The 14,344-nt window shown below is 68.1% G+C and carries 11 protein-coding genes; 6 read left to right on the top strand and 5 right to left on the bottom strand.

Features of this window, described 5'->3' with window-relative positions:
* The first annotated feature begins 58 nt into the window (after positions 1 to 58).
* Positions 59 to 439 carry a hypothetical protein gene (locus A3M1_RS0122095; RefSeq protein WP_018391164.1) on the top strand — a complete coding sequence of 127 codons (381 nt, stop codon included), beginning with the start codon at positions 59 to 61 and terminating at the stop codon, positions 437 to 439.
* Here the strand turns inward: A3M1_RS0122095 and A3M1_RS0122100 are convergent.
* Entirely contained in the window at positions 399 to 2,024 is a 1,626-nt protein-coding gene (locus A3M1_RS0122100) for a beta-1,6-glucan synthase (protein WP_018391165.1), read from the bottom strand. The two genes, A3M1_RS0122095 and A3M1_RS0122100, sit on opposite strands and share 41 nt — an antisense overlap.
* Positions 2,025 to 2,287: 263 nt before the next feature.
* On the opposite strand from A3M1_RS0122100, the gene A3M1_RS0122105 reads away from it, so the two are divergent.
* Both A3M1_RS0122105 and A3M1_RS0122110 read left to right on the top strand, forming a co-directional pair.
* Positions 2,288 to 2,767, top strand: coding sequence for a hypothetical protein (locus A3M1_RS0122105; RefSeq protein ID WP_018391166.1), 480 nt, complete (start codon positions 2,288 to 2,290; stop codon positions 2,765 to 2,767).
* Positions 2,768 to 3,101: 334 nt separating this feature from the next.
* The gene (locus A3M1_RS0122110; RefSeq protein WP_018391167.1) at positions 3,102 to 5,621 is read left to right on the top strand and encodes a glycosyltransferase; all 2,520 of its coding nucleotides are present in this window, start codon (positions 3,102 to 3,104) and stop codon (positions 5,619 to 5,621) included.
* Between the two features lie 137 nt (positions 5,622 to 5,758).
* Here A3M1_RS0122110 and A3M1_RS0122115 read toward each other — a convergent pair whose 3' ends face one another.
* The 4 genes from A3M1_RS0122115 to tpiA form a co-directional block, all read right to left on the bottom strand.
* Positions 5,759 to 6,628: a VOC family protein gene (locus A3M1_RS0122115; protein WP_371258770.1), complete on the bottom strand. Its 870-nt coding sequence runs from the start codon at positions 6,626 to 6,628 to the stop codon at positions 5,759 to 5,761.
* Positions 6,629 to 6,906: 278 nt separating this feature from the next.
* Positions 6,907 to 8,535, bottom strand: a complete 1,629-nt coding sequence (locus A3M1_RS0122120; RefSeq protein ID WP_018391169.1) for a CTP synthase — start codon at positions 8,533 to 8,535, stop codon at positions 6,907 to 6,909.
* A 116-nt stretch (positions 8,536 to 8,651) separates the two neighbouring features.
* On the bottom strand, positions 8,652 to 9,041 hold the full coding sequence (gene secG / locus A3M1_RS0122125; protein WP_018391170.1) for a preprotein translocase subunit SecG: 390 nt from the start codon (positions 9,039 to 9,041) through the stop codon (positions 8,652 to 8,654).
* A 167-nt stretch (positions 9,042 to 9,208) separates the two neighbouring features.
* Positions 9,209 to 9,958: a triose-phosphate isomerase gene (tpiA, locus tag A3M1_RS0122130; protein ID WP_018391171.1), complete on the bottom strand. Its 750-nt coding sequence runs from the start codon at positions 9,956 to 9,958 to the stop codon at positions 9,209 to 9,211.
* A gap of 187 nt (positions 9,959 to 10,145) precedes the next feature.
* Here tpiA and A3M1_RS0122135 point away from each other — a divergent pair, with 187 nt between their 5' ends.
* The 3 genes from A3M1_RS0122135 (at position 10,146) to A3M1_RS0122145 (ending at position 14,316) form a co-directional block, all read left to right on the top strand.
* Positions 10,146 to 12,038 (top strand): SurA N-terminal domain-containing protein, encoded by a 1,893-nt coding sequence (locus A3M1_RS0122135; protein ID WP_018391172.1) that lies wholly within the window; start codon positions 10,146 to 10,148, stop codon positions 12,036 to 12,038.
* Positions 12,039 to 12,053: 15 nt separating this feature from the next.
* On the top strand, positions 12,054 to 13,568 hold the full coding sequence (gene trpE, locus A3M1_RS0122140; RefSeq protein ID WP_018391173.1) for an anthranilate synthase component I: 1,515 nt from the start codon (positions 12,054 to 12,056) through the stop codon (positions 13,566 to 13,568).
* 139 nt (positions 13,569 to 13,707) lie between these two features.
* On the top strand, positions 13,708 to 14,316 hold the full coding sequence (locus A3M1_RS0122145) for an aminodeoxychorismate/anthranilate synthase component II (protein WP_018391174.1): 609 nt from the start codon (positions 13,708 to 13,710) through the stop codon (positions 14,314 to 14,316).
* Positions 14,317 to 14,344 lie beyond the last annotated feature (28 nt).

Here is a 14,344-nt window from a genome sequence, read left to right on the forward strand (position 1 = left end):
CGTCGCGGCGTGCGATGCAGCGACATCAGGGCAAGCCAATCGAACAAGGACCGCCCCTTTGGCCCATCGCAGCTTCCTGCCCGGCGCCCGCGCCGCCAATATCATCATCGCGCTCGGCGCCTTCGCCCTCGGCTGGGCGATCTATGTGCGCTATGCGCTGCTGGAACAGTCCTCCGTCGGCCTCGCCTGCCGGACGCTGGAAACCATGACCTGCGAGACGCGGGCGCTGGTGATCGCGCTGTTCAGCCAGTCGGCCTTCGGCATCGTCGCGCTGGTCGCCGCGCTCCTCCAGCTGGTGCGGCCCTCGCTTGTCATGTTCACCCTGGCGCTGATGGCCACCTGCATGGGGCTGGTGATCTATAATAACAGCCTGGCCGGCGTGGCCGGCGGGCTGCTGCTCATATCCTTCGCCCGGCCGTGGCGAGGCGCCAGAGGGTGAAGGCCAGCACCACGAACAGGCTGCCGGTCCACAGCGCCTGCCAGTTCGCCAGCGTCTCGTTCAGCGCCACATAGACCCCGGCGGCGAGGAACAGGCCGGCGGCGATGGTCTCCGCCTGGCGCCCCTCGGTGAAGCGCCCCGGGCTGGCCACCACCGCATAGAACGCGAAGGCGGCGATGATCGGCGTCAGCCCGGCGAACTGGAAATCCTTGTAGCGCGGATCGAACACCAGTCCGAAGCCGATCTGCGCCGCCAGCACGAGCGACGCGGCGAGCAGCAATGCCAGGCATCGGTCAAAGAACGGCGCCCCGGGCGTCGCCTCGCTGTTGAGCGCCAGTGTCAGCGTCACCAGCCTGGTGCGCCGCCCGATCGCCACCGCGCAGGCGAGCGGCACCAGCAGCGCCAGCCCGACCAGCGCAGCCCCGCGTATCCAGCCGCCGACACCGAGGCTTTCCACCGGCACCGACGCCAGCAGCCGGCCGATCATCAGCCCGGCGAAAAAGGCGATGCCGCCCACCGCCGACCATTCCCGCATGCCAAGCGGGCGCCCGCCGGCGCGCCGGGCGGCCCACCCCGCGATCGCGAAGATGGCGCCGGCGAAGAGCGCCCCGACCGCCGCCTGCGCCATCCAGTAGGGATGATCCGACACCGGGGCGCCCCAGGTGAACTTGAACTCGCGCGTATAGGCATCAAGGAAGCCCCAATGCCCGCCCACCGTGCCTTCCAGCACCCGTTTCCACGGCTGGTCGAAGGCCTCGATGACGTTGAGCCGGTAGTTCTTCGCCTTGGCGAGGGCCAGCAGTTCCTGGATCACATTGGCCTGGTTGGAGGGCGAGGGTAGCGCGCCCTCACGCATGCGCCCCTCGCTCGGCCAGCCGGTTTCGCCGATCAGGATCTCCTTGCCGGCGAAGATCTCGCCGACATGCTCGCGGATCTCGCCGAGATGGGCGACCGAATCCTCGGCCGGCACCGGCATGTCCTCCCAGAAGGGCAGGATGTGGACGGTGACGAAATCCACCGAATCCGCCAGCGAGCGGTTGCGCTCCCAGAACTCCCACACATCGGCATAGGTGACGGCGACGCCGGGCGGGACCTTGCCCTTCACTTCTTTCAGAAAGCCGGCGATATCGTTGGCCGACTGCTCGCCGCGCAGCAGTACCTCATTGCCGACGATCACCGCCGTGACGACGTCGGGGTTTTCCTGCGCCGCCTTGATGCCGCCCTCGATCTCCGCCCGGTTGCGCACCGGGTCGGCGGCGATCCAGATGCCCTGGAGCACGGTGAGGCCATGCTTGCGGGCGAGTTCCGGCACGGCGGAGAGCCCGGCCTGGATGGAGGAATAGGTCCGCACGCAATGGGTGATCTTGGACAACCGGGCGAGATCGTCGTCGATCTGCGCCCGCGAGAACGCCACATCCTCGCTGAACGGGCTCTGGCCGGGCCGGAACGGCGCATAGGAGACGCAGGGCAGCTTCTCACCGGCCGACATCGGCGCGAACGGCGCCGGAACCGGCTGCCCGAGCCAGGCCCAGACAGCGACGATCGCCGCGCAGACCAGGGCGGCGAGGGCGAGGGGCAATCGCATGCGAGGAATCTCCGCCAGGGGTCGGTCGCCAGGGGTCGGTAGCCAAGGGTCGGTCGCCGGGGGCACTGTCGCGAGGAGCCGTCCGAACGTTTCACCCTGCCGGGTAGCGGGGCTTTGCCGCCACGGCAAGAGGCGTGTGCAAAGCGGCGGAATTTTGCGCCGGCAGGCCGCCCGAGGCGTGCCGTCATGCTGACAAATTCGATTGCTTCTCCTACTGTCCTGGTCGGCCCGGTGTTTCCTCTTTTGCGTGTGACGTTTCCCCCATGTTGTCCTCCGTACGTCCCCTCGCCGCCGCCCTGTTCGGCGGCATGATGCTGATGACCGTCGCCCCCGGCGGCGCGTGGGCCCAGAGCGCCACGCAGGAACAGAAGCCCGCCGAGCAGAAGACCCCGGAGGAGCAGGCCAAGGAAGAGGCGCTGCGCCGTTCGGTCGAGGAATATGCCGAGGCGGCCAAGCTGCCGGGCAATGCCGGCCTGCCGGAATGCGTGTGGAGCGGCCGGCGCATCGCCATGCTGCTCTGGCGCGACGATATCGACACCGCGCGCCGCCATCTTGAGCTCTATGAGCGCTTTGGCTGCCCGACCGAGCACCTGAAGATCGCCTTCCGCTGCCTGGTCCGGCAGGGCAATATCGACAGCAAGGCGCAGGAGCGGCTGTCCGAGCGCGTGCATGCGTGCTGGGTCAACCCGGACGCCTCGCCGGCCGCCGCAACCCCTGCCCCGGCCGCCGCCCCCGCGCAATGAATCCGCGCCCCGGCCCCGCCCGCGTCATCGGCGCGTCATGGGGCCGCCATAGTGCGGAACCATTCTCGGTCTGACGCATTTTCCGCTGCATAGCGGCATTATCGCCCGACGTGTCGTGCCTTTGGCGCGGTGCGGCAAAGATCGTGCTGCACGTGCGTTGAAACTGTATTATAATCCATCTGTCAGCCTCCCCTTATCGTGGGTTTGTCTCATGCGCCCCGCCATCCGTGTCGCTGCCGCAGCTGTTGCGGTCGTGACGTGCGTCCATGTCTTTGTCTGGTTGGCTCTGCGTCAGGAGGTTTCCGCTCCTGCTGCTCCCGACCGATTCCAGAGCATGTCGTTCGCGCCCTATGGCCGGGACGCCAACCCTGACAAGGGCGAGCCGACCAGCGAGGCGCAGATCCGCGCCGATGTGGAGGCGGTGGCGCCCTATACCCGCGCCGTCCGCACCTATGCATCGACCGGCAATCTCGACCTGGTCGCCCGGCTCGCCGGCGAAAAGGGGCTGAAGACCACGGTCGGCGCCTGGCTGGACGAGGACGAGGCGCGCAACGAGCGCGAGATCACCAACGCCATCGACGTGGCGCGGAAGAACTCCAACGTCGTCGGCATCGTGGTCGGCAATGAGTCGATCCTGCGCGCCGAGCGCACGCCCGAACAGCTGATCGAGACCATCCGCCGGGTGAAGCGCGAGACCAACGTGCCGGTGACGACCGGCGAGACCTGGGACGTCTGGCTCGATCATCCCGAGCTGGTGTCCGCCGTCGACTACATCGCCGCCCATATGCTGCCCTATTGGGAAGGCGTGTCGCCCGAGCAGGTGGTCGACCACACCATCGCAATCTATGACCGGCTGCGCGCCACCTATCCCGGCAAGCGCATCGTCATCGCCGAATTCGGCTGGCCGAGCCAGGGCTACAACCGCGACAACGCCGTTCCCGGCGAGCTCGCCCAGGCCCAGATCATCCGCAGCTTCGCCGCCCGTGCCGACGCGCTCGGCATCGAATACAACCTCATCGAGGCGTTCGACGCGCCGTGGAAGAGCTTTGAGGGCAGCGTCGGCCAGTACTGGGGCATTCTCGACGCCGACCGGGTGGCGAAGTTCCCGCTGGCCGGCCCGATAACCCCCTCGACCTACACCGCCACCGCCGCCATCGCCCTGCTGCTCGGCATCGCCTTCTCGCTGCCGGTGTTCCGTTTCGCCCGCCTGACCCTGACGCAGGCGCTGGTGATGGTCGGCGCGGCCAACCTGGTCGGCGCCTGGATCGCCACCGTCACCGACCACTGGCTGACGCATTACGTCGTCGGCGGCAACATGGTGACGATGGTGATCTGCCTGGTGCTGCTGGTACCGCTCGTCGTGGTGATGCTCTACCGGGTCGAGGAATTGGCCACCATCGCCTTCGGCCGCACCCCGCGCCGCCTGCTGCGCCGTGACAATGTGACCGCTCCTTCGCGCACGCCCAAGGTCTCGATCCACATCCCGGCCTACAAGGAACCGCCGGAGATGCTGAAGCAGACGCTCGACAGCGTCGCTCGGCTCAACTGGCCGAACTTCGAGTGCCTGGTCATCATCAACAACACGCCCGACCCGGCCTTCTGGGAGCCGATCGAGGCCCATTGCCGCGCGCTCGGCGACCGCTTCAAGTTCATCAACCTGCCCAAGGTGGCGGGCTTCAAGGCCGGGGCCCTGCGCGCCGCCATGCTGCAGACCGCGCCGGATGCCGAGATCATCGGCATCATCGACGCCGACTATGTCGTCGATTCCAACTGGCTGATGGACCTCGTTCCCACCTTCGAGGACCCGACGGTCGGCATCGTCCAGGCGCCGCAGGACCACCGCGACGCCGATCGCAGCCTGCTGCATGAAGCGATGAACACCGAATATGCCGGCTTCTTCGACATCGGCATGGTCCAGCGCAACGAGCATGACGCCATCGTCGTGCACGGCACCATGTGCCTGATGCGCCGCGCCGCCATGGTCGAGGCCGGCGACTGGTCGAGCGACACGATCTGCGAGGACACCGATCTCGGCCTCGCCATCGTCGAGCGCGGCTGGAAGAGCCACTACACCAGCACCCGCTATGGCTGGGGCCTGCTTCCGGACGATTTCGCCTCGTTCAAGAAGCAGCGTCACCGCTGGGCCTATGGCGGCATGCAGATCATCAAGAAGCACTGGCGCCGCATGCTCCCCAATGCCGGCACCCGCCTGACCCCGGCGCAGCGCCGCGAATTCAGCATTGGCTGGGTCAGCTGGCTCGGCTCGGAGAGTGTCGGCGCGCTGGTGGCGATCCTGTCGCTGCTCTGGGTGCCCTTCGTGCTCGGCCTCGGCATCGCCGTGCCGCAGCGCATCCTCACCATCCCGATCGTGTTCTGCTTCGGCATCTATCTGCTGCACTTCATCGCCCTCTACCGGCTGCGCGTGGCGACCACGCCGGTCCGCATGCTGGGTGCTGCCTTTGCAGCGATGGCGGTGCAGTTCACCGTCGCCAAGGCGGTGTATGACAGCTTCCGCTACAAGGACCTCGCCTTCGCCCGCACCGCCAAGGGCTCCTGGCTGGCCGATGCCGCCCGCGCCTTCCCGGCCCTGCCGGAGGCGATCATCGGCGCCGGGCTGATGCTCTCGGCGGTGGCGCTGCGCCTGACCAACTGGCACGCGGTGGTCGAGGTCGACCTGTTCGCCCTCGCCCTCGCCATCCAGAGCCTGCCCTTCCTGGCCGCCGCCGGCATTGGCTGGCTGGAAGGCTCGACGCTGAACGCCTTCTCGACATGGAGCGCTCTGCGCAGCCGCGCCCTGGCGCTGCTGCCGGGCCGCACCGCGCCGCCGCAGGCGGTGCCGGAGAAGATCGGCTGAGGCACGCCTCGCCCGCCCCCGCCTCACAGGCGACATGAAAAAAGCCCCGGAAGCGATTCCGGGGCTTTTGTTTTCGGTGTTTCCGCTTAAGGCTCGCAACCTTGGTGCGCAGCCTCGCTTCCGGCCTCAGCAGCGCTTCAGCGCGCGGCCTCGAACACCAGCGTCGCACCGAGCGCGGATTTCGGGCCAACCACGACCACACCTTCAATATCCTCCACCGACATGCGCGAGGAGGAGACCCGCCGGCGCAACCGGTCCATGTCGCCCACCGCAAAGCGCACGGCGGCGAGGCGCAGCCCCGGCCCGGCCGGCGCTGTTGCACCGAAGCGTTGATGGAACAGCGCGTCGCTCATCACGTCGATGTCGCCGCGCGGGGTCTTGACGATGTGCCAGCCATCCACCGCCCGCCGCGCCTCACTGCCGGCGAAGGCGCTGAGAAAGCCGGTATGGGCCGCCGGGTCGGCGGCGGTGAACACCACCCCGACCACGCCATTGGCGCCGTTCATGTGGCGCTGCAGGTCCGGCGACCAGAAATTCTCGGGATAGCGCTGCTGGCAGGTGAAGAAGCCGGCATGCGGCGAGGCCGGGTCGCGGGCATAGGCCAGCGAGAACGCGACCTTGACGTCTACCCCGTCCAGCCGCTTGCCCTCGCGCTCGAAATCGAACAGGTCGAATCCGCCGAAGCCGGCCGCATCGAACTCGGCCTTGTCGCCAGCGGGATCGCGCCCCTCCAGCACCAGCATCGACAGGCCGGGACCGACATCGGCCAGAAAGTCACGGTTGAAGGCGCCGAAGGAGAAACTCGTCTCGCCCTGCGGCGGAATACGGTCCGCCTCAGCGATCTCAAGCAGTTCGACGAAGAAGCCCGGCATCTGGACGATGCGGTTGTCGGTGCCCCAGGGATGGCGGTTGCGGGTGCCGACCGTGAAGCCCAGCATGTCGTAGAGTTCGCCAGCAGCCTCCAGGTCGCGGACGACATGGACGACGTGATCAAGTCCGCGCTCCACCAGCACCTTCTCCCCTGCTTGGCCAGCGCGCACTGCGCCGACCCGGTTCCCACACCGCCATGAGAGCACGGCGGCGGCCGGTGAATCCAGCCTCGACTGTCGGAGGGGGGGCGAAACCGCGCCACTGGCCCGGCCACCCGTGACAACGCATCGGCCGACGCCGCGCGAGCCCGCCTGAATCTACCTCACCGGACGCGGCCGCAACCGTTTGATTCGGCGCGAGAAACGCGGCCGGGGCAAAGGTCGCCCCCGGCCCGCCGCCTGCAGCAATGACCCTGTCAGAACAGCCGGCTCTGCACCGCCGCGGCGCCGATGAAGGAGGCGAAGAGCGGGTGCGGTTCAAACGGGCGCGACTTCAGTTCCGGATGGAACTGCACGCCGACGAACCAGGGATGGTCGGGATATTCTATGATCTCCGGCAGCAGCCCGTCCGGCGAGAGGCCGGAGAACAGCATGCCGCAGGCCTCCAACCGCTCGCGATAGGCCATGTTGACCTCGTAGCGGTGGCGGTGGCGCTCGGAAATCATCGTGCCGCCATAGATCTCGGCCACTCGGCTGCCCTCGGCCAGCGCGGCGGGGTAGGCGCCGAGCCGCATCGTGCCGCCGAGATCGCCGCTGAGGCCGCGCCGCTCCAGCTCATTGCCGCGCAGCCATTCGGTGAGCAGGCCGACCACCGGCTCGTCCGTGGGGCCGAATTCGGTGGAATTGGCCTTGCCGACACCGGCCAGATTGCGGCTCGCCTCGATCACCGCCATCTGCATGCCGAAGCAGATGCCGAGATAGGGCACGCGCCGTTCGCGGGCGAACTGCGCCGCGCGGATCTTGCCCTCGGCGCCACGCTGGCCGAAGCCGCCCGGCACGAGAATGCCGTGCACATGTTCCAGGAACGGCGAGGGGTCCTCGCGCTCGAAGATCTCGCTCTCGATCCAGTCGAGATTGACCCGCATATTATTGGCGAGCCCGCCATGGGTCAGCGCCTCGATCAGCGACTTGTAGGCGTCCTTCATGCCCGTGTACTTGCCGACGATGGCAATGGTGACGGAGCCTTCCGGATTGCGGATGCCGGTCTCGACCCGCTTCCAGCGCGTCAGATCGGGCTCGGGCGCCGGCTCGATGCCGAAGGCGGCCAGCACTTCCGTGTCGAGCCCGGCCTCGTGATAGGCGGAGGGCACGGCATAGATGCTGTCGGCGTCGCGGGCCTCGATCACCGCGCTCTCGCGCACATTGCAGAACAGGCCGAGCTTGCGACGCTCCTCGCGCGGAATCTCGCGGTCGGTGCGGCAGAGCAGGATATCAGGCGCGATGCCGATCGAGCGCAGTTCCTTCACCGAATGCTGGGTCGGCTTGGTCTTGAGCTCGCCGGCGGACGGGATGAAGGGCAGCAATGTGAGATGGATATAGATGCAGTGCTTGCGCGGCAGATCATTGCCGATCTGGCGGATCGCCTCCAGGAACGGCATCGCCTCGATGTCGCCGACCGTTCCGCCGATTTCCACCAGCACGAAGTCGTAGCCCTCATTGCCGGAGAGCACGAAATCCTTGATGGCGTTGGTGACGTGCGGGATCACCTGGATGGTGGCGCCGAGATAGTCGCCGCGCCGCTCCTTGGTGAGAATGTCCTGGTAGATGCGACCGGTGGTGATGTTGTCCTGCTTGGTCGCGGGACGGCCGGTGAACCGCTCGTAATGCCCGAGGTCGAGATCGGTCTCGGCGCCGTCATCGGTGACGAAGACCTCGCCGTGCTGATACGGACTCATCGTCCCCGGATCGACGTTCAGATAGGGGTCGAGCTTGCGCAGCCGCGTCTTGTACCCACGGGCCTGCAGCAATGCACCGAGTGCGGCGGAGGCGAGGCCCTTGCCAAGCGAGGACACGACGCCGCCGGTGATGAAAATGTAGCGCGCCATGGGATTTGATTTCTACCGGCAAAAACGCGATTCGACGAGAGCCCGCCTTGCCGAACGGGCACTCGCCTCTGGCTAAACCGAAAGCCGCGCCGGGAGGGTCCGGCGCGGCGCCGATGTCACTGCGACTGCGGAGCCTGCGGCACGGCGGGAGCGGCCGGCGGCGCGGGCTGGGCGGCATTGAGCTGGTCGAGCACCGAGCTGCCCGGCGCGGGAGCCGACGGCACGCCCGGCACCGCCGTCGGCGCGTTGAAGATGGTGGTCGGGCCACGGCCCCAGCCGGCGAGAATGGTGAGGGACAGGCTGGTAACGAAGAACATGCCGGCGAGAATCGCCGTGGCGCGGGTCAGCACATTGGCCGTGCCGCGCGCGCTGAAGAAGCCGCCACCGCCGCCTCCCCCGCCGCCGCCACCAATGCCGAGGCCGCCCCCTTCGGAACGTTGAATCAGCACCACGCCGATCAGGGCCAGCACGACCATAAGATGAATGACGATGAGTACGGTTTGCATCTGACGCCTTCAAAATGCTCATGCAGCGGCGCACGAGCCCTGTCCCGGACTCGACGCGCCGCCATCTTTGGGCGCGTTCCTACACGATTGCGGCCGGGGTTTCCAGCCACCGCACCTAAGCCGGAGGACGAACACCCCTCGCCGCGCCCCGGAACGACGCACTGCGCCTAGAGATAGGCACGCGCAATGGCGAGAAAAGACTCGGCCTTGAGGCTCGCCCCACCGACCAGCGCGCCGTCCACATCGGCCACGGCGAGAATTTCGGTGGCATTGTCCGGCTTCACCGAGCCGCCATAAAGCAGCAGGAACCCTTCGCCCTCCTCGCCGAAACGCGCCTTGAGCGCCGTGCGCAGCGCGGAGTGCATCTCGGCGATGTCTTCATTGGTCGGGGTCAGGCCGGTGCCGATCGCCCAGACCGGCTCATAGGCGACCACAAGATCGGCCGCCGTCGCGCCGTCGGGAATCGATCCCTCCAGCTGGCCGCGCACCACATCCAGCGCCTGCCCCGCCTCGCGCTCGGCTCGCGTCTCGCCGACGCAGACGATGGCGACGAGCCCGGCGCGGCGAGCCGCCTCGGCCTTGGCGCGCACCTCGCCATTGCTTTCGCGATGGTCCTGCCGGCGCTCCGAATGGCCGACGATGACGGCGCTGGCGCCGGCGTCGGCCAGCATCTCGGCAGCGATGTCGCCGGTATGGGCGCCAAAGGGCTTGGCGTGGCAATCCTGCCCGCCGACGCCGACATCGCCACGGGCGGCGGCGAAGGCGCCCAGCAGCGTCGCCGGCGGGCACACCAGCAGATCGGCCTTGGCCTTCAGCGCCGCGTCATACCCGTCGACAATGCGACCGAATTCGGCGAGCGAGGCCGTCAGGCCGTTCATCTTCCAATTGCCGGCAACCAGCGGACGACGCATCTTCATACCGTTCCAAGCTCCTGCACTGTAAAAGCTCCGCGCCATCGCCTCATAACAGACCGTCTGTGCCGGCGCAGCGGCTTTCGTTGCGGGAAGGTCGTATCAGTGCCGTTGCGGCGGCGGGGACGCCTCCCTATTATGCGCGCCTTTCGCGCCCCGGGCCGTTGCCCGCCCGACGCCAGACGAGAATGAAATGCTTGAGTCGCTGCGCAAGAGCTCTACCGGAATTGTCGCCAAGATCCTGATGGGTCTCCTCATCCTCAGCTTCGCGGTCTGGGGCATCGCCGATGTGTTTCGCGGCTTCGGCGGCCAGACGCTGGCGACCATCGGCGACAGCGAGATCACCGTGCCGGAATTCCGCCAGGCCTATCAGGAGCGGCTCCAGCAGATCAGCCAGCAGCTCAAGCGCGGCATCACGCCCGACCAGGCGCGCGCCTTCGGCATTCCCGACCAGCTTTTGAACGAGCAGCTCGCCGAGGCGGCGCTGAACGACCAGGCGAAGTCGCTCGGCCTCGCGCTTTCCGATGAAGAGATCGCCAAGCGGGTGCAGGCCAACCCGGCCTTCCACGGCCCGAGCGGCAGCTTCGATCCGGCCTATTTCAACCAGCTGCTGCGCTCCAACGGCTTCACCGAGGCCCGTTTCGTCGCGGCGGAACGCGGGCTCGCCTTGCGCCAGCAGTTGATCCAGTCGCTCGGCGGCGGCGTCGAGGTGCCGCAGGTGCTCAAGGATGCCCTGGCCCGCTACGAGGGCGAAGAGCGCTCTGTCAATTACGCGATGCTGTCCCCCGCCTCCCTCGCCGCCCCGGCCGATCCTTCCGAGGAGGAGCTGAAGACGTTCTTCGACGCGCGCAAGGTCGCCTTCCGGGCGCCGGAATTCCGCAAGATCGGCGTGCTGGTGCTGACGCCGGAAGCGCTGGCATCGAGCGAAACCGTGTCCGACGCCGAGGTCGAGGCCGCCTATAACGCCAACCTCTCCACCTATGGCACGCCGGAAAAGCGCGTCGTCCAGCAGCTGGTCTTCCCCTCGCAGGAAGAAGCCGATGCCGCCGCCGCGCGGATCAAGGCCGGCACGCCCTTCGCCGACATCGTCACAGAGCGCAAGCTGAGCGCCAAAGATGTCGACCTCGGCGACGTCTCCCGCGCCGACATCATCGACCGCCAGGTCGCCGATGCCGCCTTCTCCCTCCCGGCCGAAGGCACCAGCGGCGTGATCGCTGGCCGCTTCGGCCCCGTCATCGTGCATATCGGCGCCATCACCCCGGGCGCCGTCCAGCCGCTGGCGGAGGTGGCGCCGGCGATTCGCGCCGCGCTGCAGGTCAACGCCGCCCGCCGGGCGATGCTGACCACCTACGACACGATCGAGGACGAGCGCGCCGGCGGCGCCCAGCTGGCCGAGATCGCCGGCAAGGTCGGCGTGAAGCTGCAGAGCTTCGACACCAGCATCCAGGGCCAGGCACCGGACGGAACGGCGATCGCCTCCTTCCCGGCCCGGTCGGACGTGCTGCGCGGCGCCTTCGCCGCCGATGTCGGCAGCGAGAACGATCCTGTCCAGCTGCCGCAGAATGGCGGCTATGTCTGGTACCAGGTCGACGAGATCACCCCGCCGCGCGACCGTTCCTTCGAGGAGGCGCGCGCGCAGGTTCTCGATCGCTGGAAGCAGGACCAGGTCGCCCAGGCGCTCGACGCGCGGGTCGAGGAGATCAAAGCGAAGATCGCCGCCGGCACACCCTTCGACCAGGCCGTGACCGAGGCGGGGCTCGAACTGCGCGCCGCCAACGGCCTGCGCCGCGGCCGTACCGCCGATGGCGTGCCGCAGGACATCATGGCCGCCGTGTTCGAAACGCCCGAGGGCGGCGTCGGCAGCTCGATGGCGGAAGCGGGCGAGAGCCGGCTGCTGTTCCAGGTGCTGCGCACCAGCGTGCCCAGCTCCACCGCCGCCACAGACGAGAAGCTGGTCTCCGATCTGCGCCAGAGCCTGCAGAACGACCTGATGACCGAATATCTCGTCGAGCTGCAGACGCGCCTCGGCGCCCGCATCAACCGCGCCGCGCTCGACCAGATCGTCGGCACCGACGCGGTGAACTGAGGCGGAACACGGGTCATGAGCCTTACTCCCGAAGCGGACGCCTTCGCCGCCCTTTATCAGCGCGGCGAAGCGCAGGTCGTCACCACCACGCTGATCGCCGACCTCGAAACCCCGGTCTCGGCCTTCCTGAAGATCGCCGGCGAGCGGCCCAACAGCTTCCTGCTCGAATCGGTCGAGGGCGGCGCCACGCGCGGGCGCTACTCGATGATCGGTATCGACCCGGACGTGATCTGGCGCTGCCATGGCGACCGCGCCGAGATCAACCGGCGCGCCGCCACCGACGCCGAGGCCTTCGAGCCCTGCGCGCAGCCGCCATTGCTGGCGCTGCGGGCGCTGGTCGAGGAATCGCGCATCCATCTGCCGGAAGGCGCCCCGCCCATGGCGGCGGGCGTGTTCGGCTATCTCGGCTACGACATGGTGCGGCAGATGGAGCGCCTGCCGGCGCCCAAGCCGGACGTGTTCGGTGTGCCCGACGCGATCTTCATCCGGCCCACGGTCATGGTGGTGTTCGACGCTGTGCGCGACGAGATCACCGTCGTCACCCCTGTGCGTCCCGATGCCGGCGTGCCGGCGGCAGCCGCCTATGAAGCGGCGCGCCTGCGGCTGGAGAAGGTGGTGGCGGCGCTCGACAGCGCGCTGCCCAACCTGCCATCCGAGGACGCCTTCCACCAGGCGGTGGAGCCGCAGTCCAACACCGAGCCCGCGGCCTATCTCGACATGGTCGAGCGGGCCAAGGAGTACATCCGCGCCGGCGACATCTTCCAGGTGGTGCTCTCGCAGCGTTTCGAGGCACCGTTCAACCTGCCGCCCTTCTCGCTCTACCGGGCGCTGCGCCGCATCAACCCGGCGCCGTTCCTGGTCTATTTCAACTTCGGCGGGTTCTCGCTGGTCTGCTCCAGCCCGGAGATCCTGGTGCGCCTGCGCGCCGACACCGTCACCATCCGCCCGATCGCCGGCACCCGCCGGCGCGGCGCCACCCCACATGAGGACAAGGCGCTGGAGGAGGAACTCCTCGCCGACCCGAAGGAGCGCGCTGAGCACCTGATGCTGCTGGACCTCGGGCGCAACGATGTCGGCCGCGTCGCCACCATCGGCTCGGTGCATGTCACCGACAGCTTCTTCGTCGAGCGCTACAGCCAGGTCATGCACATCGTCTCCAATGTCGAGGGCACGCTCGACCCGCGCCGGGATGCGCTCGACGCCCTCGCCGCCGGCTTCCCGGCCGGCACTGTCTCCGGGGCGCCGAAGGTACGGGCGATGGAGATCATCGACGAGCTGGAGCGCGACAAGCGCGGCATCTATGCCGGCGCCATCGGCTATTTCGGCGCCGATGGCGAGATGGACACCTGCATCGTGCTGCGCACCGCCGTGGTGAAGGACGGGCGGATGTATGTGCAGGCGGGCGCCGGCATCGTCTATGATTCCGTGCCCGAGAGCGAATTGCAGGAATGCGTCAACAAGGCCAAGGCGCTGTTCCGCGCCGGCGAGGAAGCCGTGCGCTTCGCCGCCCGGGCCGGCCGGGGGCAGTGAGGCGATGAGCGGGGAGCGGGGTCACGCGCGATGGCGGGGCTGGCGATAGAGACGATCGCCGGACGGTGCGGCTTGACCCCGCGCCGGAACACAACCTAGACCTTTTCACAGCCGCATCACGCCGGCGGATGGACGCACGATGATCCTGCTCATCGACAATTACGACAGCTTCACCTGGAACCTGGTCCACTATATCGGTGGCCTCGGCGCCGAGGTGGATGTGCGCCGCAACGACACCCTCACCGTCGACGAGGCCATGGCGCTGAAGCCCGAGGCGATCGTCATCTCGCCCGGGCCGGCGACCCCCAACGAAGCCGGCATTTCCTGCGCCCTGATCGAGCGCGCGGCGAAGGAGGGCGTGCCTGTCTTCGGCGTGTGCCTTGGCCACCAGGCGATCGGCCAGGTGTTCGGCGGCGATGTGGTGCGCGCGCCGCAGCCGATCCACGGCAAGCTCTCCGACATCAGCCACAGCAATGAGGGCGTGTTCCACGGCATCAACGGCACGCTGCGCGCCACCCGCTACCACTCGCTGGTGGTGAAGCGCGACACGCTGCCCGACGCGCTGACCGTGACCGCCCAGACCGAGGATGGGCTCATCATGGGCCTCTCCCACAAGCATCTGCCCGTGCACGGGGTGCAGTTCCACCCGGAGAGCATCGCCTCCGAGCACGGCCGGACCATCCTCAAGAACTTCCTCGATCTCGCGCGCGCCTGGAATGCCGGCCCCGGCCGGACCCGGGCGGCGTGAGCGCGGCACAACAGGCGGGGACGCAGGG

The sequence above is a fragment of the Ancylobacter sp. FA202 genome, from assembly GCF_000380205.1.
Lineage (GTDB): Bacteria > Pseudomonadota > Alphaproteobacteria > Rhizobiales > Xanthobacteraceae > Ancylobacter.

Bases quoted from the DNA above. Each gene is read 5' to 3' on its own strand.
- A3M1_RS0122105 (WP_018391166.1), top strand. From the start codon at position 2,288: ATGTTGTCCTCCGTACGTCCCCTCGCCGCCGCCCTGTTCGGCGGCATG.
- trpE (WP_018391173.1), top strand. From the start codon at position 12,054: ATGAGCCTTACTCCCGAAGCGGACGCCTTCGCCGCCCTTTATCAGCGC.
- tpiA (WP_018391171.1), bottom strand. From the start codon at position 9,958: ATGAAGATGCGTCGTCCGCTGGTTGCCGGCAATTGGAAGATGAACGGC.
- A3M1_RS0122135 (WP_018391172.1), top strand. From the start codon at position 10,146: ATGCTTGAGTCGCTGCGCAAGAGCTCTACCGGAATTGTCGCCAAGATC.
- A3M1_RS0122120 (WP_018391169.1), bottom strand. From the start codon at position 8,535: ATGGCGCGCTACATTTTCATCACCGGCGGCGTCGTGTCCTCGCTTGGC.
- secG (WP_018391170.1), bottom strand. From the start codon at position 9,041: ATGCAAACCGTACTCATCGTCATTCATCTTATGGTCGTGCTGGCCCTG.
- A3M1_RS0122100 (WP_018391165.1), bottom strand. From the start codon at position 2,024: ATGCGATTGCCCCTCGCCCTCGCCGCCCTGGTCTGCGCGGCGATCGTC.
- A3M1_RS0122145 (WP_018391174.1), top strand. From the start codon at position 13,708: ATGATCCTGCTCATCGACAATTACGACAGCTTCACCTGGAACCTGGTC.
- A3M1_RS0122110 (WP_018391167.1), top strand. From the start codon at position 3,102: ATGTCGTTCGCGCCCTATGGCCGGGACGCCAACCCTGACAAGGGCGAG.